The organism is Halomonas sp. LC1, from assembly GCF_030247125.1.
Taxonomy (GTDB): Bacteria; Pseudomonadota; Gammaproteobacteria; order Pseudomonadales; family Halomonadaceae; genus Vreelandella.
The window spans coordinates 118,692-137,619 of record NZ_JASSPG010000009.1 but is presented as its reverse complement, the minus strand read 5'-3'; the positions used below and the strand labels follow the sequence as shown (position 1 = coordinate 137,619).

At 59.7% G+C, this 18,928-nt stretch carries 16 protein-coding genes; 14 read left to right on the top strand and 2 right to left on the bottom strand.

The annotated features are described in order from the left end of the window. The first annotated feature begins 77 nt into the window (after nt 1-77). From QIT27_RS15415 to lipB, 11 genes are all read left to right on the top strand, one after another. A complete protein-coding gene (locus QIT27_RS15415; protein ID WP_285264304.1) occupies nt 78-1,385 on the top strand; it encodes a glutamate-5-semialdehyde dehydrogenase in 1,308 nt (435 codons plus the stop codon). Further along, on the top strand, nt 1,382-2,056 hold the full coding sequence (gene nadD, locus QIT27_RS15410) for a nicotinate-nucleotide adenylyltransferase (RefSeq protein ID WP_285264303.1): 675 nt from the start codon (nt 1,382-1,384) through the stop codon (nt 2,054-2,056). Before QIT27_RS15415 ends, nadD begins: the two co-directional genes overlap by 4 nt. Nucleotides 2,057-2,172: 116 nt before the next feature. Beyond that, nucleotides 2,173-2,559 (top strand): ribosome silencing factor, encoded by a 387-nt coding sequence (gene rsfS, locus QIT27_RS15405; protein WP_159341904.1) that lies wholly within the window; start codon nt 2,173-2,175, stop codon nt 2,557-2,559. Further along, complete coding sequence (rlmH, locus tag QIT27_RS15400) at nt 2,556-3,023, top strand: 23S rRNA (pseudouridine(1915)-N(3))-methyltransferase RlmH (RefSeq protein ID WP_285264302.1); 468 nt, start codon at nt 2,556-2,558, stop codon at nt 3,021-3,023. The genes rsfS and rlmH overlap by 4 nt, the downstream gene beginning before the upstream one ends. Before the next feature lie 84 nt (nt 3,024-3,107). After that, nucleotides 3,108-5,015 (top strand): penicillin-binding protein 2, encoded by a 1,908-nt coding sequence (mrdA, locus tag QIT27_RS15395; protein WP_253018867.1) that lies wholly within the window; start codon nt 3,108-3,110, stop codon nt 5,013-5,015. A 2-nt stretch (nt 5,016-5,017) separates the two neighbouring features. Continuing rightward, on the top strand, nt 5,018-6,178 hold the full coding sequence (gene rodA, locus QIT27_RS15390) for a rod shape-determining protein RodA (RefSeq protein ID WP_159341907.1): 1,161 nt from the start codon (nt 5,018-5,020) through the stop codon (nt 6,176-6,178). Between the two features lie 44 nt (nt 6,179-6,222). After that, on the top strand, nt 6,223-7,248 hold the full coding sequence (gene mltB, locus QIT27_RS15385; RefSeq protein WP_285264301.1) for a lytic murein transglycosylase B: 1,026 nt from the start codon (nt 6,223-6,225) through the stop codon (nt 7,246-7,248). Continuing rightward, nucleotides 7,241-8,206 (top strand): septal ring lytic transglycosylase RlpA family protein, encoded by a 966-nt coding sequence (locus tag QIT27_RS15380; protein ID WP_285264300.1) that lies wholly within the window; start codon nt 7,241-7,243, stop codon nt 8,204-8,206. The genes mltB and QIT27_RS15380 overlap by 8 nt, the downstream gene beginning before the upstream one ends. Before the next feature lie 68 nt (nt 8,207-8,274). Further along, nucleotides 8,275-9,474: a D-alanyl-D-alanine carboxypeptidase family protein gene (locus QIT27_RS15375; RefSeq protein ID WP_159341910.1), complete on the top strand. Its 1,200-nt coding sequence runs from the start codon at nt 8,275-8,277 to the stop codon at nt 9,472-9,474. Between the two features lie 109 nt (nt 9,475-9,583). Continuing rightward, nucleotides 9,584-9,895, top strand: a complete 312-nt coding sequence (locus tag QIT27_RS15370) for an HP0495 family protein (RefSeq protein ID WP_285264299.1) — start codon at nt 9,584-9,586, stop codon at nt 9,893-9,895. 2 nt (nt 9,896-9,897) lie between these two features. Beyond that, a complete protein-coding gene (gene lipB, locus QIT27_RS15365; protein ID WP_285264298.1) occupies nt 9,898-10,548 on the top strand; it encodes a lipoyl(octanoyl) transferase LipB in 651 nt (216 codons plus the stop codon). A gap of 83 nt (nt 10,549-10,631) precedes the next feature. Here lipB and lipA read toward each other — a convergent pair whose 3' ends face one another. Beyond that, nucleotides 10,632-11,684: a lipoyl synthase gene (gene lipA, locus QIT27_RS15360; protein ID WP_159341913.1), complete on the bottom strand. Its 1,053-nt coding sequence runs from the start codon at nt 11,682-11,684 to the stop codon at nt 10,632-10,634. Between the two features lie 180 nt (nt 11,685-11,864). Further along, nucleotides 11,865-12,863, bottom strand: coding sequence for a LysR family transcriptional regulator (locus tag QIT27_RS15355; protein ID WP_285264297.1), 999 nt, complete (start codon nt 12,861-12,863; stop codon nt 11,865-11,867). A gap of 282 nt (nt 12,864-13,145) precedes the next feature. Here QIT27_RS15355 and QIT27_RS15350 point away from each other — a divergent pair, with 282 nt between their 5' ends. From QIT27_RS15350 to QIT27_RS15340, 3 genes are all read left to right on the top strand, one after another. After that, entirely contained in the window at nt 13,146-15,518 is a 2,373-nt protein-coding gene (locus QIT27_RS15350) for a DUF3141 domain-containing protein (protein WP_285264296.1), read from the top strand. Nucleotides 15,519-15,841: 323 nt separating this feature from the next. Next, a complete protein-coding gene (gene topA, locus QIT27_RS15345; protein ID WP_159341916.1) occupies nt 15,842-18,469 on the top strand; it encodes a type I DNA topoisomerase in 2,628 nt (875 codons plus the stop codon). Beyond that, entirely contained in the window at nt 18,466-18,927 is a 462-nt protein-coding gene (locus QIT27_RS15340; protein WP_285264295.1) for a DUF6586 family protein, read from the top strand. The genes topA and QIT27_RS15340 overlap by 4 nt, the downstream gene beginning before the upstream one ends. Nucleotide 18,928: the final 1 nt, after the last annotated feature.

Here is an 18,928-nt window from a genome sequence, read left to right as displayed (position 1 = left end):
AATCACTCAGTATAATGTTCATTGGCAATACGACACGCCTCACTTCATTGGCAACGCTCACGACATAGGGAGATCGCATGCGCGGTTCAGATACATTCCAACAAGACGCCCAACACCATCTGGCAGCCGGGGATGTACCCGCGTACATGCAACAGCTAGGACAAAGCGCCCGAGCCGCCGCCAGCGCCCTGCGTCGCGCTGATACGCACGTCAAGAATCAAGCACTGGCCGCCATGGCCAAACGTGTCGATGCGGCGCGCAGCGATATTTTACAGGCCAATGCTCAAGACATGCAGCGTGGACGGGAGAATGGACTGGATAACGCGCTGCTGGATCGTTTGGCGCTCAATGACCAGCGCATCGACGCGATGATCGAGGGCCTGCGTCAAGTGGCGGCCTTACCAGACCCGGTCGGCGAGATTGATGGGATGAGCTATCGGCCCAGCGGTATTCAGGTGGGGAAAATGCGGGTGCCGTTGGGGGTGATCGGTATCATTTACGAGTCGCGCCCTAACGTGACCATCGAAGCGGCCAGCCTCTGCCTGAAATCGGGCAATGCCTGTGTGCTGCGTGGCGGCTCCGAGGCAAGCGCTTCCAACGCAGCGCTGAGCCGCTGCCTACAAGCAGGGTTGGCCGATGCAGGGCTACCCGCAGGCAGCGTGCAAGTCGTGGCGACCACGGACCGTGCGGCCGTCGGCGAGATGATCAGCATGCCGGCCTATATCGACGTGATCATTCCCCGTGGCGGCAAGTCGCTGATCGAACGTATTTCCCGCGATGCCAAGGTGCCGGTCATCAAGCATTTGGACGGCGTGTGTCATGTCTACATCGATACGACGGCGGACCCCGCCAAGGCACTGGCGATTGCGGTCAATGCCAAAACCCATCGCTACGGCACGTGCAACACCATGGAGACGCTGTTGGTGGACGCGCCGGTGGCGGATATCCTGCTACCTGAACTCGCCCGCGCGTATGCCGAACACGAGGTCGAACTGCGTGGCTGTGAGCGCACCCGTGCGCTGCTGCCCCAGGCGCTCGAAGCCACCGACGCGGATTGGCAGGCAGAGTACCTGGCCCCCATCTTGGCGATCAAGGTGGTGGACGGCATCGAGGAAGCCATCGAACATATCGAGCGCTACGGCTCGCACCATACCGACGCTATCGTGACGCAGGACTACTCCCTGGCAAGACGCTTCATGGCAGAAGTGGATTCGAGCTCGGTGATCGTGAATGCCTCTACTCGCTTTGCCGATGGCTTCGAATACGGTCTGGGGGCCGAAATCGGTATTTCTACCGACAAGCTTCATGCTCGGGGGCCGGTAGGGCTGGAAGGACTGACGACACAGAAATACATCGTGTTCGGCGATGGTCAGGTTAGGCAATGAGTGAGACGCCACACCACCCGCAGCCTCTGCGGGTGGGCATGATGGGAGGAACGTTCGACCCGGTTCATCATGGCCACTTGCGCAGCGCGCTGGAAGTGCGAGAGGCGCTAGGCCTGGATACGCTGCACATGGTGCCTGCGCCGCAACCGCCCCTGCGCGATACCCCTCAAGTGTCGCCAGCCCAACGTTTGGCGCTCTTGCAAGCGGGCATCGGCGACGCCCCAGGGATCGTGGCGGATGATCGTGAGCTTCACCGAGATGGCCCCTCCTACAGTGTCGATACCCTGGCCGAGCTTCGCCAACAGTATGGCGATGCGGTGCCGCTGGTCATGGTGATTGGCTACGACGCCTTTTTACGCCTGGCGCACTGGGATCGCCCAGAGCAGGTATTTTCATTGGCGCATTTGGTGGTCATTGCGCGTCCAGGCTATCAATCGCCGTGGCCGTCGGCGCTGACGGAACTGGTCGGCGATCGTGAAGTCAGTAGTGTCAGCGAATTGATGGCGCGCACGCGTGGCGGCGTTTTACGGCTAGAACTGCCGTCGCTGATGGCGATTTCGGCCACTTACATACGCCAACGGTTGAAAGAGGGAAAAAGCGTGCGTTATCTGGTGCCTGAGGCGGTGGAGCAGGCGATTTTTCACGAGCGTCTTTATCAATCCGATGAATAGCGCTGGCAGTCGTGAAAGAAGCCGTTACAATGGCCCGCTTGCAGGCTGATGCCACGTAAAAGTCCAACGTTAGTCACGATACTCTCTATCACCACAAGGGGTTGCCTTTAGGAGTCATGCACATCGATACACTGAAAAACCTAGCGATTGACGCGCTAGAAGAGCTGAAAGCACGCGATATCACGCAACTCGACGTTGCGAAACTCACCGAAGTGACCGACCTGATGCTCATCGCCAGCGGCACTTCTACCCGTCACGTGGCTGCCCTGGCGCAGAACGTGGTCGAAAAAGCCAAAGCGTCCGGTCTTCATCCTCGTGGCGTAGAAGGCGGTGACAATGCCGATTGGGTCTTGGTCGATTTGGACGACATCGTCGTGCATATCATGCTGCCTGAAGCCCGTGCGCTGTATGATCTCGAGCGTCTTTGGGCCGACTTGCCCAGCGATGCTGGCGCCATCGGCGAATCGCTCAAACAGTTCGAAGAGCGAGCCACGATGTCATGAGGATTCGGCTGTTAGCGGTGGGTACCAAAATGCCAGCGTGGGTAGAGCAGGGCGTTGAGACCTACCGCAAGCGGCTTCCTCGGGATTTCACCTTAGAGGTCGAAGAGATCCCATTGGGTCAGCGCGGCAAAAATGCCGATATCGCCAAAGCGCGTGCGCAAGAGGCGCAGCGTATCCGCGAAAAGCTGCGGGGGGATGAAATCGTCGTTGCACTGGAAGTCAAAGGGAAGCCTTGGACCACCGAGCAGCTCGCTCAAGAAGCAGATGCTTGGCGCATGGAAGGGCGAGATGTCGTACTGCTCGTCGGTGGCCCCGACGGTTTGGAACCTTCGCTGTCTGCCATGGCGGACAAAGCGTGGTCCCTCTCGCCCCTGACGTTGCCTCATCCGCTCGTTCGAATCATGCTGGCAGAGCAGCTTTATCGTGCCTGGACACTCTTGGTGGGACATCCCTATCACCGATAGGCGCTACGCGCCGCTGGAACCTAGGTTGCGTTTACTCCCCACTGGGGCCGCCGCTTTTATTGTTTGTGAGAGTCATCTGTTGCCATGCCCCAGCGCCGTGACACGCTAAAAAATCCCGAGCAAGAGCTGCGTATTTTCCGTGTCCGGGCGCTGCTTGCCGTGTTGGTGGTGGTAGTGCTCACCAGCCTGTTGGTCAGTCGGCTAGGCTATCTGCAAATCGTGCAGCACGACCTCTACAGCACCCGCTCTGAAAAGAACCGCGTGCGAGTCGAGCCTTTGCCACCCAATCGCGGGCTCATTTATGACCGTAACGGCGTGCTGCTGGCGGAAAATCGCCCCACCTACAATCTGACTCTAGTGCGTGAGCGGGTCGACGACCTAGACGACACTCTCGCTCTGCTGGTGGATCTTCTCGAACTGCCCGACGAAGAGATCGAGGCATTTCAGGTGCGTTCCCGCCAGCGCCAGCGACCCTTCCAGCCTGCGCTACTGATGAGCGACCTGAGCGAAGAGCAGATCGCTCGGCTGGCCGTCAATCGCCACCGTCTTCCCGGTGTCGAAGTAGAAGCGCAGCTGCTGCGCTATTACCCCGATTCAGAAGTCATGGCCCATGCGTTGGGATACGTTGGGCGTATCAATGCTGACGAGCTGCAGGAGCTCGATCCAGGCCGCTATGCCGGCACCCACTTCATTGGTAAAACCGGCGTCGAGCGTTTCTACGAGACCGAGCTACACGGCGAAGCGGGGCTGCGCAAGGTCGAAACCAACGCGCGTGGCCGCGTGCTGCGCGAGCTTGGCCGTACCGATCCAGTGCCTGGCGCCAACCTGACACTGACCCTCGATCGCTCCTTACAAATGCTCGCCTACGAGCTGTTGGACGGTCGGCGTGGTTCCATCGTGGCCATCGTGCCCGATACCGGTGAGATTTTGGCCATGGTGTCGACCCCCGGGTTCGACAGCAACCAGTTCGTTACCGGCATCGATGTGGCCTCTTATCGGGCGCTGCAGGAAGACATCGACCTGCCGCTGTTCAACCGGGCCATTCGCGGCCACTACCCGCCGGGGTCGACCATCAAGCCGTTCTTGGCATTGGCGGGGTTAGTGGAGGGCGTGATCACCCCCGACAGCACCATCAACGACCCTGGTTACTATCAACTGCCCAACGACTCGCGCCGTTACCGCAACTGGCTACGCTGGGGGCACGGTCGGGTGGATATGGAGCGCTCCATTGCGGTCTCTAACAACACCTACTACTACACGCTGGCGCACGACCTGGGCATCGATAAGCTTCACGAGCAGATGACCAACTTTGGTTTTGGTCAGCGCGTGGCTCACGACGTGCAAGGGGAGAGCACGGGACTGATGCCCTCGCGGGACTGGAAAAGAGCACGCTTCAACCAGCCGTGGTACCCCGGCGAAACGCTGTCGGTGGGTATCGGCCAGGGGTATTGGCAGGTCACACCGCTTCAACTGGCCAGCGCCACTGCGGCGCTGGCCAACCGCGGGCACTGGGTGAAGCCGCGCCTGGCCCTGCGCATTGGCGATGAGCCCATGCCCGAGGAGCTTCCCGATACGCTGCCCGATATCGAGCTTGCCAACGATAACTGGTGGGATCGAGTGTATAGCGGTATGGAGAAAGTGCTCAGCGGTAGCGAAGGCACCGCACGCCGAACCGGCGTGGGTTTGGAGTACCGTATGGGGGGCAAGTCGGGAACGGCCCAGGTGTTTTCCCTGGGGCAGGACCAGCGCTATAACGCCGAAGAGCTGGAAGAGCGACTGCGCGATCACGCCCTGTTCATGGCCTTCGCTCCCATCGACGATCCGCAGATTGCAGTGTCGGTCATCGTCGAGAACGCAGGGGGCGGGAGTACCCATGCCGCGCATTTGGCGCGGGCGATGACCGATGCGTGGCTACTCGAAGAGGATGCCCCCGAGGTCGATGACGTCAAAGAGGTGCTCGAAGAAGATACTGCCAACGTGGAGGGTAACTAGCGATGCCTTGGCAACTGATTACCCGTTCCCTGCGGCGCTACCCGACGCGTCCGCCCGATAGCGGTATCGCTCGGCGTAAAAGTATCTGGGAACGCATCCATCTCGACCCATGGTTGCTCGGCATGCTGCTGGTGCTCATGGGGGGCGGCCTTCTGGTGCTCTACAGCGCTTCGGGGCAGCGACTCGATACCGTCATCGCTCAGGCGATGCGCTTTGGTGTCGCCCTTGCGGGTATGGTCATCATTGCGCAGTTCTCCCCGTCGACGTTTTTACGCTGGGCACCGCTGGCATACGGCGTGGGGCTCGCCATGTTATTGGCCGTGGAAATTGCCGGTGATGTTGGCATGGGCGCCAAGCGCTGGCTGGAAATTCCAGGCGTCATCCGTTTTCAGCCCTCTGAAATGATGAAGTTGGGCGTGCCGCTGATGGTGGCGGCCTACTTGAACCGCTGCCAGTTGCCTCCTCGGCTTCGCGATATCGTCGTGTGTGCGGTGATCATCGGCGTGCCGGTCGTGCTCACGGCGATTCAGCCTGACCTTGGCACGTCGCTGTTGGTGGCCAGTGCGGCGTTGATCGTGGTGCTGCTTGCCGGGCTGTCCTGGAAATTGATTGGGTTAGTGGCTGCGCTGGGCGCGGCGGGCCTGCCGGTACTGTGGATGAACATGCACAACTATCAGCGGCAGCGGGTGCTGACGTTTTTGGACCCCGATAGCGACCCGCTCGGTTCCGGGTGGAACATCATTCAGTCCACCACGGCCATCGGCAGTGGCGGGTTGTGGGGGAAGGGGTGGTTGGAAGGCACCCAATCCCAGCTCGAGTTTTTGCCGGAGCGGCATACCGATTTCATCATTGCCGTGCTGGGCGAAGAGTTTGGTCTAGTCGGCATGCTGGTACTGCTGGCACTGTACGTGATGATTGTGGGGCGCGGGCTGTGGCTGGCGGCATCGTCTCAGGACACGTTTGGGCGTCTGTTTGCAGGTAGTATCATTCTGACGTTTTTTATCTATGTCTTTGTCAATGTGGGCATGGTGAGCGGTATTCTGCCCGTGGTGGGCGTACCGCTGCCGCTGGTCAGTTATGGCGGCACCTCCAGCGTGACCTTGTTAGCGGGGTTCGGTATTCTCATGTCCATACACGCCCATCGGCGGTTACTGCCACGTTAACGACATCAACCGTGGCGGTACGAATTCACAGGAGTGGTGAGTCAATGAACAGGGCGCGAAGTCAAGCGGGTGGCTATGCCATTGCCATGCTAGTAGCGTGTTCGGTCCCTGCGGCATTTGCAGAGGAAGCAGTCAGTTTCGACCCTCGGCAACACCCGCAGACCCAGCCGTTGGTCGAGGAGCTGACTGAGCAGGGAGTGCCAAAGGAGTGGCTCGAGCAAGCGCTGACTCAGGCAAGCTATCGCCAAGAGGTGCTGGACGCCATGGCGGGGGCGGCAGAGCGTCGGCTGCGCTGGTTCGAGTATCGCGATATCTTTCTGACCGAGCAGCGTATCGTCGAAGGGGCCGCGTTCATGCAGACGCATGCCGACGCATTGGCGCGTGCCGAGGCCGACTACGGCGTGCCGTTGGAGGTCATTACCGCCATCATCGGCGTGGAGACCTACTATGGTCGCCATAAAGGGCGCCATAAGGTGCTGGATTCCCTCGCCACGCTGGCCTTCCATCACCCGGCGAGGGGGGATTTCTTTCGTGGCGAACTCGCCGCATTCTTGACGATTGCCTACCAGCAAGAGGTAGAGCCAAGCTCGCTCTACGGTTCCTACGCCGGTGCCATGGGCTATCCCCAGTTCATTCCTACCAGCTATCAGGCGTATGCCGTCGATTTTGATGGTGACGACAAACGCGACTTGTGGAATAACCCCGTGGATGCGATTGGCAGTGTCGCCAACTACTTTGCTGAGCACGGTTGGCAACGGGGAGGGGCGATTTATCATGAGGCCAAAGGGCCTGAGACGCGCCCCGACGCACTTCGCTTTAACCAAACGGTGCGCCCGGATACCACGGCTGCCGAAGCCGCCGAGCAAGGCGTCGTGACGGAGGCGTCCCTATCGCCCGACACGCCGGTGATCCCATTGGTGCTAGAGTATGCCGATGGGCAGGAGCGCTATCGACTAGGCGAGACCAACTTCTACGTCATTACTCGCTATAACCACAGCCACCTCTACGCCATGGCGGTAGCCGAGTTGGCAGAGACCATCAAGCAGCAAGCCGAGGCTGAGCATGATTAAACTGCGAATCGATGTGCGACTTTTGAGCGGCTCGCTGCTGGTGGCGGCCTTGGTCAGCGGCTGCGCCAGTTCTTCCTCTCCGCAGCGGGTGGCGGGGGAAGCTGGGGGCGCAAGCCCGGCGCCCGCTACTCCCGCTCCCGCCAGCGGTGAGCGCTACGCCATGACCGGCGACGCTTACCCGGTAGCCCCGCCAGACGTGAGTACCGTGCCCGATGCCGAACCGCGTATCGAAGCCCCTTCTCGGGCGGGCAACCGGTCGACCTACGAAGTGTGGGGCGAAACCTATCACGTGCTCCCCGATTCGCGCGGCTACGCGCGCCAGGGAACGGCCTCCTGGTACGGTGAAAAATTCCACGGCTACGCCACGTCCAACGGTGAGATCTACGACATGTACAAAATGTCAGCAGCGCACCGTTCGCTGCCGCTGCCGACCTTTGCCAGAGTAACGAGTTTGAACAACGGTCGTTCCGTGATCGTTCGCGTCAATGATCGTGGTCCGTTCCATAGCGACCGTGAAATCGATCTCTCCTATGCGGCGGCGGCTCGTCTGGGTATTCTCGATAACGGGACGGGGCCTGTCCGCGTCGAAGCGATCGACCCCGCCCAGTGGCTGGCGGAGCGTGGTCGTGGTGGTAGCGCTACGCCCTCTCAAACGGCACCGGCGGCGCTTGCCGTTGCCGCGCGGACGCCTGCGCCGTCGGCTCGTCCCGCTGCAGCGGCAGCACCCGAGCCAGGCAGTGGCGATGCCATCTATTTACAGATTGCCGCGTTAGGCAGTGCCGAAGGGGCACAACAGCTTCAACAGCGGCTCTCGGGTGAGCTTCCCCATGGCGTTCGCGTGAAAAGCGATGCCGATGTTCACCGCGTACAGGTGGGGCCAGTGAGCCCCCAGCAAGAGACACAGGCCCGCGAAGAACTCCGTCGTGCAGGCTTTCCTCAAGTATTTGTCGTGAGATAATAGCTCTCAACATGTGCCCAAGTGGCGTGCTATGCGCCGCCATATTCTTTGTCAGTGAGAAGTGTGTGATGAATGTATTGATGTCAATCCGCCGTACCGCCAAGCTCTGCCTCTTCGCGGCCATGACGGCTGTCATATCCCCTGCAATGGCGCAGGTGATTCCTCAGCCGCAAACGATCATTCCCGCGCCGCCGCAGCTTGCCGCGAGTTCGTGGATTTTGATGGATGCAAACAGCGGGCGTATTCTGGCAGAGCATAACTCTGATGAGCGTCTACCGCCGGCGAGCTTGACCAAACTGATGACGGCCTATCTGGTTGAGCGCGAGCTGGACCGTGGCACCATCAATCTGACCGACATGGTCAACATCAGTGAAAATGCCTGGCGCACCGGCGGCTCCAAGATGTTCATTGAAGTGGGTGACCGCGTATCGGTGGATAACCTGCTACACGGCATCATCATCGTCTCGGGTAACGATGCCAGCGTGGCCATGGCAGAGCACCTAGCGGGCGGTGAAGCGCCGTTTGCCGACCTGATGAATCAGCACGCCACCCGGCTTGGCATGAATGACACTAATTTCATGAATGCCACCGGCTTGCCCCATGAGAACCACTACTCGACTGCCCATGACATGGCACGCCTGTCTCGCCATATCATCAACGACTATCCCGAACATTACGCGATTTACTCTCAGCGCAATTTCTCGTTCGGGGGAATCGATCAGCCGAACCGCAACCGCCTGCTGTGGCGCGACCCGTCCGTGGACGGCTTGAAAACCGGCTGGACCACCGAGGCAGGCTACTGTCTGGTCTCTTCGGCACAGCGGGATGGCATGCGCCTGATCTCTGTCGTGATGGGCACCAATTCCGATGAAGCGCGAGCCCAGGAGTCGCAAAAGCTGCTGAGCTACGGCTTTCGCTTCTACGAAACCATGAAACTGTATGAGCGTGGTGCCGTGCTGGCAACGCCACGCGTATGGGGCGGTGACATCAACGAACTGCGTGTGGGCGTGGATGAAGAAGTCTTCATGACGCTGCCCCGGAATCGTAACGAGGAGCTGCGCGCTCGCCTGAACCTGGATGCGGACATTCACGCACCCGTGGCCGTGGGTGATGACGTCGGCACCCTGGAAGTTTACCTGGGCGAAGAGATGGTGGGTGAGCGCCAGCTGGTCGCGCTGGAAAATATCGAAGAGGGCGGGTTGTTCAAGCGTCTGTTCGATCAAGTGCAGCGCTTCTTCAGTAACTTGATCAGCAATTTCACCAGCTAAATTGCCGGTGGCGGGCCCAGCCTCGACGCAATACACCTTGTATTGTGAGGGGCTGGGCCTTATTTATTGGGATTAGCTCAACGATTCACTTATTTCCAAAAGGCCAGTTATGAAAAAAGGTGCCAAGCAAGGGCTCCGTGATTTACGCCAGCCCGCGGCCAAAGAGCCACCGAAAATCACGTTTCCCTGTGATTACCCGTTAAAGGTCGTCGGCGATGCCGCTGACGATTTCCCAGCCGCCGTTTGTCAGGTCATCGTGCGTCACGCCCCGGACTTCGATGAAACCACGCTGGAAGTCGTGGACAGTCGTAATGGACGTTTCCAGTCCGTGCGGGTGACGATCGTGGCGACGGGTGAGCAGCAGTTAAGTCAACTGTTCGACGACCTGAAAGCCACTGGCCGCGTGCACATGGTGGTGTAATCATGAACCACGACGCCCCGATTGCGCTGCATCGCCTCGGCCATCGCCCGTATCTGCCGGTATGGGAAGCCATGCGGGAACTCACCGATACACGCGACGAACACACGGTGGATCAATTTTGGCTGGTCGAGCATGATCCCGTGTTTACCCAGGGGCAAGCTGGCAAGCCGGAACACCTGTTGATGCCGGGCGATATCCCGGTGGTGAAGACCGACCGGGGCGGGCAAGTGACCTATCACGGTCCGGGCCAAGTAGTGCTCTACCCGCTGCTGGATGTGCGGCGGGGCAAGATCGGCGTGCGCGATTTGGTCACGGCGCTCGAGAATGCCGTGATCGATGTACTAGAAGCGCACGGTGTACGCGGTTGGGCCAAGCCCGATGCACCGGGGGTCTATGTGGACACGGCGCTGGGGGAGGCCAAAATTGCCTCGCTCGGCCTGCGTATTCGTCGTGGGGCCAGCTATCACGGCGTCGCGCTGAACGTCGACGGCGATCTGTCGCCGTTTGCGCGTATCAATCCCTGTGGTTATGCGGGGATGCAGGTGACCCGCCTTGCCGATGTAGCCGAGCTTTCGTCCGACAAAGACGTTGGCGAGCAGTTAGCCTACGCCCTGGCAGCGCGACTGAAGCGCACCTTGGTGAGCCCGTCGTAGTACGCAGGGGCGGTGTTTTTCGGTAGGAGTGTCTTGCGAAAGAGAGACGCCTGCATGGAGGCCCATGCAGGCGTTTTAGCAGGCTAGCCGACGTTGAAGGCAGGAATGCGATTGCTGTCGGGCTCTTGGCCCGGTACGGCTGCTGGCGCGGCAAGGCCAAGGTTGTTCTTTTCGAACACGCGGTCTGCTCGGTAGCTAGAGCGTACCAGCGGACCAGACGGCACTTCCATAAAGCCTTTTTCCAGGCCCAGTACCCGGTAGCGTTCAAACTCTTCCGGGCTGACCCAGCGCTCGACCGCTAAGTGGTTTTTGGTGGGGCGAAGGTATTGGCCTAATGTCACGATGTCCACGCCAATGTCGCGCAAATCATCAAAGGTCTGCAGGATCTCTTCGTCCGTTTCACCCAGCCCCAGCATCAAGCTGGTTTTGGTGATGATGTCGGGACGGTACTGTTTGGCGTGGGCCAATACGTCCAGCGTTTTGCGGTAGCCAGCGCGCGGGTCGCGCACTTTGCTGGTCAGCCGCTCTACGGTCTCGACGTTTTGCGCAAATACTTCGAGGCCAGAATCTACCACGCGCTCGATGGCAGCTTTGTCGCCGTCGAAATCCGGCGTGAGGGCTTCCACGACTACCTCGGGCGTACGTGCCTTGATGGCGCGGATGCAGTTGGCGTAGTGAGTGGCACCGCCGTCATCGAGATCATCACGGTCGACGGACGTCAGCACGATGTAACGCAGGCCCATCAGTTCCACGGATTTTGCGGTGTTTTCCGGCTCTTCGTGGTCCAGCCAGCCTTTTGGGTTGCCGGTGTCCACCGCGCAGAAGCGGCAGGCTCGCGTACACACGGACCCCATCAGCATGATGGTGGCGGTGCCATTGCTCCAGCACTCGCCCATGTTGGGGCAGTGGGACTCGGCGCACACGGTGCTCAATCGGTGGGTGGCCACGTTCTTCTTAACGGCTTCGAAACGCTCGCCGCCGGGGATTTGCGCGCGCAGCCACTTGGGCTTGCGCTCGAGTGAGGGGGCTTCGGCCTGCGCTTTGCGCTGCTTCATGCCATCTTTAATCACCGTCATGCCGTGTTCGTTACGGAATTTTTCGCCGCTGGGCACGCGCTGGGAAGGGGTGTTGCTCATAGGAGAGAGCCTCTCTACTGTGCGGCTGGCAAAGGGAACCATCACGCGACGTACGCTGCAAACGAGGTTTGTCTAACGGGGTCGCTCGGCAACTGCTTGCCATGCCCTGAGTAACGCTAACTGATACGTAGGTTGTAGATAATGTAACATATCTGGCAATCAACAAGACACCGCCAACCACTACTCATCATGCGCCAGCGAGAGGGCGGGCAGACAAGAAACGCCATGGCTGGGGAGCGGACTGCCGGGGGCCTGAAAGTGGCGCTGGAACTCGCTCAAATGCTCACGGACGAAGCGCAGAAAAAGCTCGGCCACCGGGGTGGGAAAGTAATCCCGGCGATAGACCGTGCACCAGGCGCGACGGATTGGAAAGTGCGGCAGTGCCAGCGTCGCCAGCAAGCCTTGCTCCAGTTCGCGCTGCACGGCCAAACGGGGTAGCACAGCGACGCCCAAGTGCGCCATGACGCCTTGTTTGATCGCCTCGTTAGTGCCCAGCTCGATACGGTGTGCCAGCCCCACTTCTTGATCCACGGCTAGCTGCTCAAAGGCACTGCGCACCCCCGACCCCGGCTCTCGCATTAGTACGAAGTGGCGCGCGAAATCCGCCAGCGTTGGCTGTGTCATGCGCAGCAGCGGGTGCTCGGGCCATACTACCGCTACCAATTCGTTTTCGAGAATCGGCATGACCACCAGATTGTCGTCTTCCGGCACCATGGCCATGATGACGACATCGTCCTGCTGCTCGGCCAGCCGCTCGAGGGCTTGGCTACGATTGCAGACCTTAAGACGCAGCTGCACGTCCGGGTAGCGGGCACGAAATTTTGCCAGCAGGTAGGGCACGACGTATTGCGCGGAGGAGACCGCTGCGATGTTCAACTTGCCGCTGATTTTGCCGTTAATATCCGACAGACTCATCTGCAGTCGAGAGAGCTGGCCAAAGATTTCCCGCGTCGAGAGAGCGAGCGTATCCGCGGCAGGGAGCGCGTGAAGCGTTTTGCCTGCGTACTTGAACAGCGGCTGGCCCAAGGCTTGCTCGAGCTGGCGGATCTGCGCGCTCACGGCGGGTTGGGTCAAACCTAACTGCTCGGCTGCTCGGGAGTAAGAGCGCTGACGATAAACCGCTTGGAACACTTGTAGCTGGCGGAACGTTAAGCGGTTGAGCAGTGTAGGGGATGACATAACCACCTCGGGTAAACTTTCTCGATCATGCGATGCGCGATCGCTGGCAGTGCCGATGCGGCTGCAAGCGTGGCCTCATTGGCGAAATGCTATCACTGATTCAACGCTACCGCCTTGAAAGCTTGGCGGTATATAAATACGACAGTGGCGGCATTCATGAGAGGCCCATCGTAAAAGCGGCTGGTAATCATCGACGTTAGGCAAGGAGTGGCCTAAACTATATTGCATTGCAGCATCATGGCTTCGGGCTTGGTGCCAGGCACCAACCCAACGGGAGACCCTATGAACTTTCTCGCAAACCCTCTACTGACGTCGACATCGAGCGGTGACGCCCTTGCAAGCATGATGGACCCCTTCGGGTTCGGACGTGCCGCCATGAATTACTGGCGCGACAGTGTCGAGCGTAACATCCTCTACTGGGATGTCATGCGTGAACGCGGTAATCAATACCTAGCGCACATGGAGCAAACCAAGCCCAATGTGCTGGGGTTTGAGACAGAAGTATTGATGGATGGGCGTACGCTGCCCAACCCGACGAACTATGAGCTGCTGCGCGTTCTGCCGCCCAATGATACCCACATCGAACCGGGTAAACGGCCCTTCGTCGTCGTCGATCCTCGCGCTGGCCATGGGCCGGGCATCGGTGGGTTCAAGCCCGATAGCGAGCTGGGTGTCGCTCTCAGAGCGGGGCACCCCTGCTACTTCATCGGCTTTTTGCCGTTTCCCGAGCCCGGCCAAACCGTCGAGGACGTGGTCGAGGCGGAAGTGGCGTTTTTACGCCATGTGATCGAACTGCATCCAGAAACCACCGAGAAGCCCATGGTGGTTGGTAACTGTCAGGCGGGTTGGCAGATCATGATGGCCGCCGCGCTAGAACCGGATGTGTTCGGTCCGATTCTGATTGCCGGTGCGCCGCTCTCTTACTGGGCTGGCGAGCATGGTAAAGCGCCTATGCGCTATACCGGTGGTATGACAGGCGGTAGCTGGGTCACGGCGCTGACCAGTGATATCGGCAACGGCCTGTTCGATGGTGCCTGGCTGGTACAGAACTTCGAGCGTCTTAACCCCGCCAATACCTATTGGAAAAAGCAGTACCATCTGTATGCCAACGTGGATACCGAAACCAAGCGCTACCTGGAGTTCGAGCGCTGGTGGGGCGGCCATGTGGTATTGGGCGGCGAAGAGATTCAGTACATTGTCGATAATCTGTTTGTCGGCAACCGCCTCTCGACGGCGCAGCTGGTCACCCGGGATGGACGTCGCATCGATCTGCGCAACGTGCGCTCGCCAGTGGTGGTGTTCTGCTCCCGTGGTGACGACATTACCCCGCCGCCTCAGGCCCTGGGCTGGATCCGTGATCTCTACGAAGGCGAGGAGGATATCGTCGCCAACGAGCAGACAATCATCTACTGCCTGCACGATACCACCGGCCACCTGGGTATTTTCGTCTCTGGCAGCGTATCGCGCAAAGAGCACTCCGAGTTCACGGCAAATATGGATTACATCGACGTGATGCCACCGGGGCTGTACGAAACGACCATCTCCCATGCCAGCGAGCGCACGGATGCCGAGCTGATTGAGCGGGACTACCTGTTGGAGTTCTCACCGCGCAATTTCGCAGAGTTGGACCAGGAGGTTATGCACAAGCCGGAGGACGATCGCCGCTTTGCCACGGTGGCTCGGATCTCTGAAATCAACCTGGGCCTCTACCGTCTGTATCTGCAGCCCTGGTTGCAAGCCGTGATGACCCCTGAGGCCGCCCGCTGGATCCGGCGTATGCACCCCATCCGCCTGGGCTACAAGCTGCTGTCCGATCGCAACCCGCTCACGGTGCCGCTGCCCGTCATGGCAGATTACGTTCGCCGCCACCGTCAGCCGGTCGAACAGCACAATATGTTCAAGGCGCTGGAGACCATGGCGTCGGATCAGATCGTCGCGAGCCTGGACGCGTGGCGGGACCTACGCGACAGTACGACAGAACGCCTGTTCATGGATATTTACGGCCAGCCGCTGTTGCAAGCCGCTGTCGGCTTGTATGGCGATGCCCATGTGCATCGCCGCCGCCCGGGCGCAGAGCCAGAGCATCGCCGTTTTATCGAAAATCGACAAAACGAGCTGCGTCACAAGATTGCTCAAGGTGGCCCGGCTGAAGCGGTTATGCGCTCCGTCATATATGTCTTAGGTGGCGCTCCGGCCACTGACGAGCGTAACTTCAAGCGGCTACGCGCGTCTCGTGCGGAGCTTGAACCGAGCACGTCTCTCAGTGAATTCAAGCGTCTTGTGCGCGAGCAGTTCTTCATTTTGAAACTGGACCGTGAACAGGCGCTGGCCTCGCTGCCGACGCTGCTGAAAGGCCAAAGCAGTGAGCGTATCGACGGCTATCTGAAGCACCTCGAGCACGTGTTTGCTGCCAGTGGCGAGCTATCGGAGCATGCCGCCGAGCGGTTCGCACAGGTAACGTCGTTATTCGACAAGGCGCGCCCCAAAGCCGTGGCTGCCCCCGCAGCCAAGGCGGGGAACGCTTCGGCGGGCAGCGCCGACGTCAGCGATGCGACGCCCGCAGCCACTGCGCCGAACCAGGCCAGCGACACGGCCGCTAAAACGCCCGCCCGTCGCGCGGCAGGCCAGCGCCGAGGCACCCCGCGCAAGCGATAAAGGGTTTGCCTGAAAGAACCACGCCCCCACCACCGAGTGGGGGTGTTTTTTTATAGGAGGCGGCTATTTGGGTTGCCGAGTGGCAAGCGGCAGTCTAGTGTCTAGCTACCCCTTGGTAAAAACAGGCACCCCACCTGGCGAGTGTCATTCACTGACGTCGCGCAGCATAAGCCATGCTTCTCTTGATCAGGTTGCTACTGGCGCTTCATCAAGGGCTGGGGTAGGGTAGGCGCATTTTTCTCATGGTCGCCACGTCACCGTGGTGGCAGTAACGTATTCAAAGCATGGGCGATAGCGCCTGGGCAATAGGAAAGTGGAGCACTATGGGCAAGTCACTGGTCATCGTCGAATCGCCTGCGAAAGCGAAGACGATCAATAAGTATCTCGGCAACGATTTCATCGTCAAGTCGAGCGTAGGTCACATCCGTGACCTGCCGACCAGCGGCTCAGGTAAGGCAGCCTCCGACCCTAAGGAGCGCGCTCGCCAAGCCGCGGCAACGCGTAAGATGTCGGCGGAAGAGAAGGCAGAATATAAAAAGCGCAAGGCCCACGACCAGTTGATTCGGCGCATGGGTATCGACCCCGATAATGGCTGGGAAGCCCACTACGAGGTGCTGCCCGGTAAAGAGAAAGTCGTCGCCGAGCTCAAAAAGCTCGCCGAAAAAGCCGATGCCGTCTACCTTGCGACGGATTTGGACCGCGAAGGGGAAGCCATTGCGTGGCACCTTCGCGAGACCATTGGGGGCGACGACAGCCGCTACAAGCGCGTGGTATTCAATGAGATCACCAAAAATGCCATTCAGGACGCCTTCAAAGCCCCAGGTGCGCTGAACCTGCCCCGCGTAGAGGCCCAGCAAGCACGCCGCTTTCTCGACCGCGTCGTGGGCTTCATGCTCTCCCCCTTATTGTGGGCAAAAATCGCTCGTGGGCTGTCCGCCGGGCGCGTACAGTCGGTGGCAGTTCGCCTGATCGTCGAGCGCGAGCGCGAGATTCGTGCGTTCATTCCCGAAGAGTTCTGGGATGTCCACGCGGATCTCGTCTCTCCTGACGGTGAGCTAGTGCGGTTTGCTCTGGCAAGGCAGGATGGCAAGCCGTTCCGCCCGACCTCCGAAAAAGAGACCATGGAGCGCATCGCGCAGCTGCGCAAAGCCAAGCTGTCGATCACCTCGCGAGAGGACAAACCGACCAGTTCCAAGCCCACCGCGCCGTTCATCACCTCGACGCTTCAGCAGGCGGCCAGTGGTCGGTTAGGGTTTTCGGTGAAGAAAACCATGACCATGGCCCAGCGTCTCTACGAAGCGGGCTACATCACCTATATGCGTACCGACTCCACCAACCTCTCGAAAGATGCGGTGGAGAGCGTTCGTTCGTTTATTGGTGATGAGTATGGGGCGCGCTATCTGCCCGAGTCGCCCAACCGTTACAGCAGCAAAGAGAGTGCCCAGGAGGCCCACGAGGCCATCCGCCCCTCAAGCGTCGAACGCAAAGCGTCTGACCTCTCTGGGATGGAGCGCGACGCAGAACGCCTTTACGAGCTTATTTGGCGACAATTCGTTGCGTGCCAGATGACGCCTGCCGAATACCTGTCCAGCACGCTCAGCGTGGAAGTGGATGGCTACGAGCTGCGCGCCAAAGGCCGCGTGCTGAAGTTCGACGGTTATACACGGGTGATGAAGCCCACCGGCAAAAACGAAGATCAGAGCCTGCCCGATCTGCCGACCGGCACGAGCATGCGTCTTGAAGCCCTCGACCCACAACAGCACTTCACCAAGCCGCCGGCGCGGTATACCGAAGCCAGCCTGGTCAAAGAGCTAGAGAAGCAGGGCATTGGGCGTCCTTCCACGTACGCGTCGATCATCTCGACCATTCAAGACCGTGGCTATGTAAAGCTGGAGAGCCGCCGCTTCTACGCCGAGAAACTCGGTGACATCGTTACCGAGCGGCTGAAAGAGTCTTTCCCTGACCTGATGGATTACTCCTTTACCGCGCGGATGGAAGACAGCCTCGATGAAGTGGCCGAAGGCGAACGTAACTGGCAGGCGCTGCTCGATGCGTTCTACGACGAGTTCCGCATGGAGTTGATGAAGGCCGAGAGCGAGGAGGGCATGCGCCCCAACCAGCCGGTGCCTACGGATATCGACTGCCCGAGCTGTGGGCGAAAAATGCAGATCCGTACCGCCTCGACCGGCGTCTTCCTAGGGTGCAGCGGCTACAATTTGCCGCCCAAAGAGCGCTGCAAGACCACTATCGACCTGATTCCTGGTGAGGAAGCCGTCGCGGAAGACGCGGGCGAAGAGGCCGAAACCGATGCGCTACGCGCTAAGCGTCGCTGCCCGAAATGCGGCACGGCCATGGATAACTACCTGATCGATGAAACCCGTAAGCTGCACATCTGTGGTAACAGCCCAGATTGCGATGGCTATGAGATCGAAAGCGGTAAGTTCAAGATCAAAGGCTACGACGGTCCGCTCATCGAGTGTGATAAGTGCGGCGCCGACATGCAGCTTAAATCGGGTCGCTTCGGCAAGTACTTTGGCTGTACCAACAGCGAGTGTAAAAATACGCGCAAACTGTTGCGCAGTGGTGAGGTCGCGCCGCCGAAGATGGACCCGATCCCGATGCCTGAACTGGCCTGCCAAAAGGTGGAAGATCACTACGTGCTGCGCGATGGGGCAAGCGGTCTGTTTCTAGCGGCGAGCAAGTTCCCCAAAAATCGTGAGACGCGTCCGCCGTTGGTCAAGGAGCTCAAGGCACATGCCGATGAGCTACCAGAGAAGTATCACTTTATTCTTAAAGCGCCGAGCGAAGATCCGGATGGTCGTCCAGCGCAAATTCGCTATTCGCGTAAAAACAAAGAGCAGTACGTGATGACCGATGAAGAGGGTAAAGCAACCGGCTGGAAAGCGACCTTCGAAGGTGGCAAATGGCACGTGGAGGATAAGCGTAAGTGACCCCTCGTTCCCGTACTAATCAATTACTGTATCAGGCCGAACTGCTGGTCGGCCTGCCGGTGGGCGATGACGAGCATAGTCCCGCTCGGCAGATGGCCATCGAGGAGAGCGCGCTGTCTCTGTTCGAACTGGCCCTGGGTTCACTGCTCAAAGAGGTGACCGAGCACGCCCGGTTGACGAACCATGACTGGCGAGCGTTGCTCGCCAGTGACGGCCCTGACGTGGCCGAGCTTCAGCGTCTTCGGGATGCGATGCACCAGCCCGAAAGCTGGCTTCATTGGCTGGTGGGGCAGCTAGACAAGCTGCACAGCAACGAAGGTGCTGCACGCCGTAACGTGCAAAACCCCGCCATGATTGCCGTAGGCAGCCAGCGTTCGTTGGCGGAGCAGCTGATGGATAACCTGGCCGCCGCCAAGCGAGAAATCGCCTCTCTGCGTGAGACGAGCGAGGAGTGGTAGC

Bases quoted from the DNA above. Each gene is read 5' to 3' on its own strand.
- QIT27_RS15415 (WP_285264304.1), top strand. From the start codon at position 78: ATGCGCGGTTCAGATACATTCCAACAAGACGCCCAACACCATCTGGCA.
- nadD (WP_285264303.1), top strand. From the start codon at position 1,382: ATGAGTGAGACGCCACACCACCCGCAGCCTCTGCGGGTGGGCATGATG.
- rsfS (WP_159341904.1), top strand. From the start codon at position 2,173: ATGCACATCGATACACTGAAAAACCTAGCGATTGACGCGCTAGAAGAG.
- rlmH (WP_285264302.1), top strand. From the start codon at position 2,556: ATGAGGATTCGGCTGTTAGCGGTGGGTACCAAAATGCCAGCGTGGGTA.
- mrdA (WP_253018867.1), top strand. From the start codon at position 3,108: ATGCCCCAGCGCCGTGACACGCTAAAAAATCCCGAGCAAGAGCTGCGT.
- rodA (WP_159341907.1), top strand. From the start codon at position 5,018: ATGCCTTGGCAACTGATTACCCGTTCCCTGCGGCGCTACCCGACGCGT.
- mltB (WP_285264301.1), top strand. From the start codon at position 6,223: ATGAACAGGGCGCGAAGTCAAGCGGGTGGCTATGCCATTGCCATGCTA.
- QIT27_RS15380 (WP_285264300.1), top strand. From the start codon at position 7,241: ATGATTAAACTGCGAATCGATGTGCGACTTTTGAGCGGCTCGCTGCTG.
- QIT27_RS15375 (WP_159341910.1), top strand. From the start codon at position 8,275: ATGAATGTATTGATGTCAATCCGCCGTACCGCCAAGCTCTGCCTCTTC.
- QIT27_RS15370 (WP_285264299.1), top strand. From the start codon at position 9,584: ATGAAAAAAGGTGCCAAGCAAGGGCTCCGTGATTTACGCCAGCCCGCG.
- lipB (WP_285264298.1), top strand. From the start codon at position 9,898: ATGAACCACGACGCCCCGATTGCGCTGCATCGCCTCGGCCATCGCCCG.
- lipA (WP_159341913.1), bottom strand. From the start codon at position 11,684: ATGAGCAACACCCCTTCCCAGCGCGTGCCCAGCGGCGAAAAATTCCGT.
- QIT27_RS15355 (WP_285264297.1), bottom strand. From the start codon at position 12,863: ATGTCATCCCCTACACTGCTCAACCGCTTAACGTTCCGCCAGCTACAA.
- QIT27_RS15350 (WP_285264296.1), top strand. From the start codon at position 13,146: ATGAACTTTCTCGCAAACCCTCTACTGACGTCGACATCGAGCGGTGAC.
- topA (WP_159341916.1), top strand. From the start codon at position 15,842: ATGGGCAAGTCACTGGTCATCGTCGAATCGCCTGCGAAAGCGAAGACG.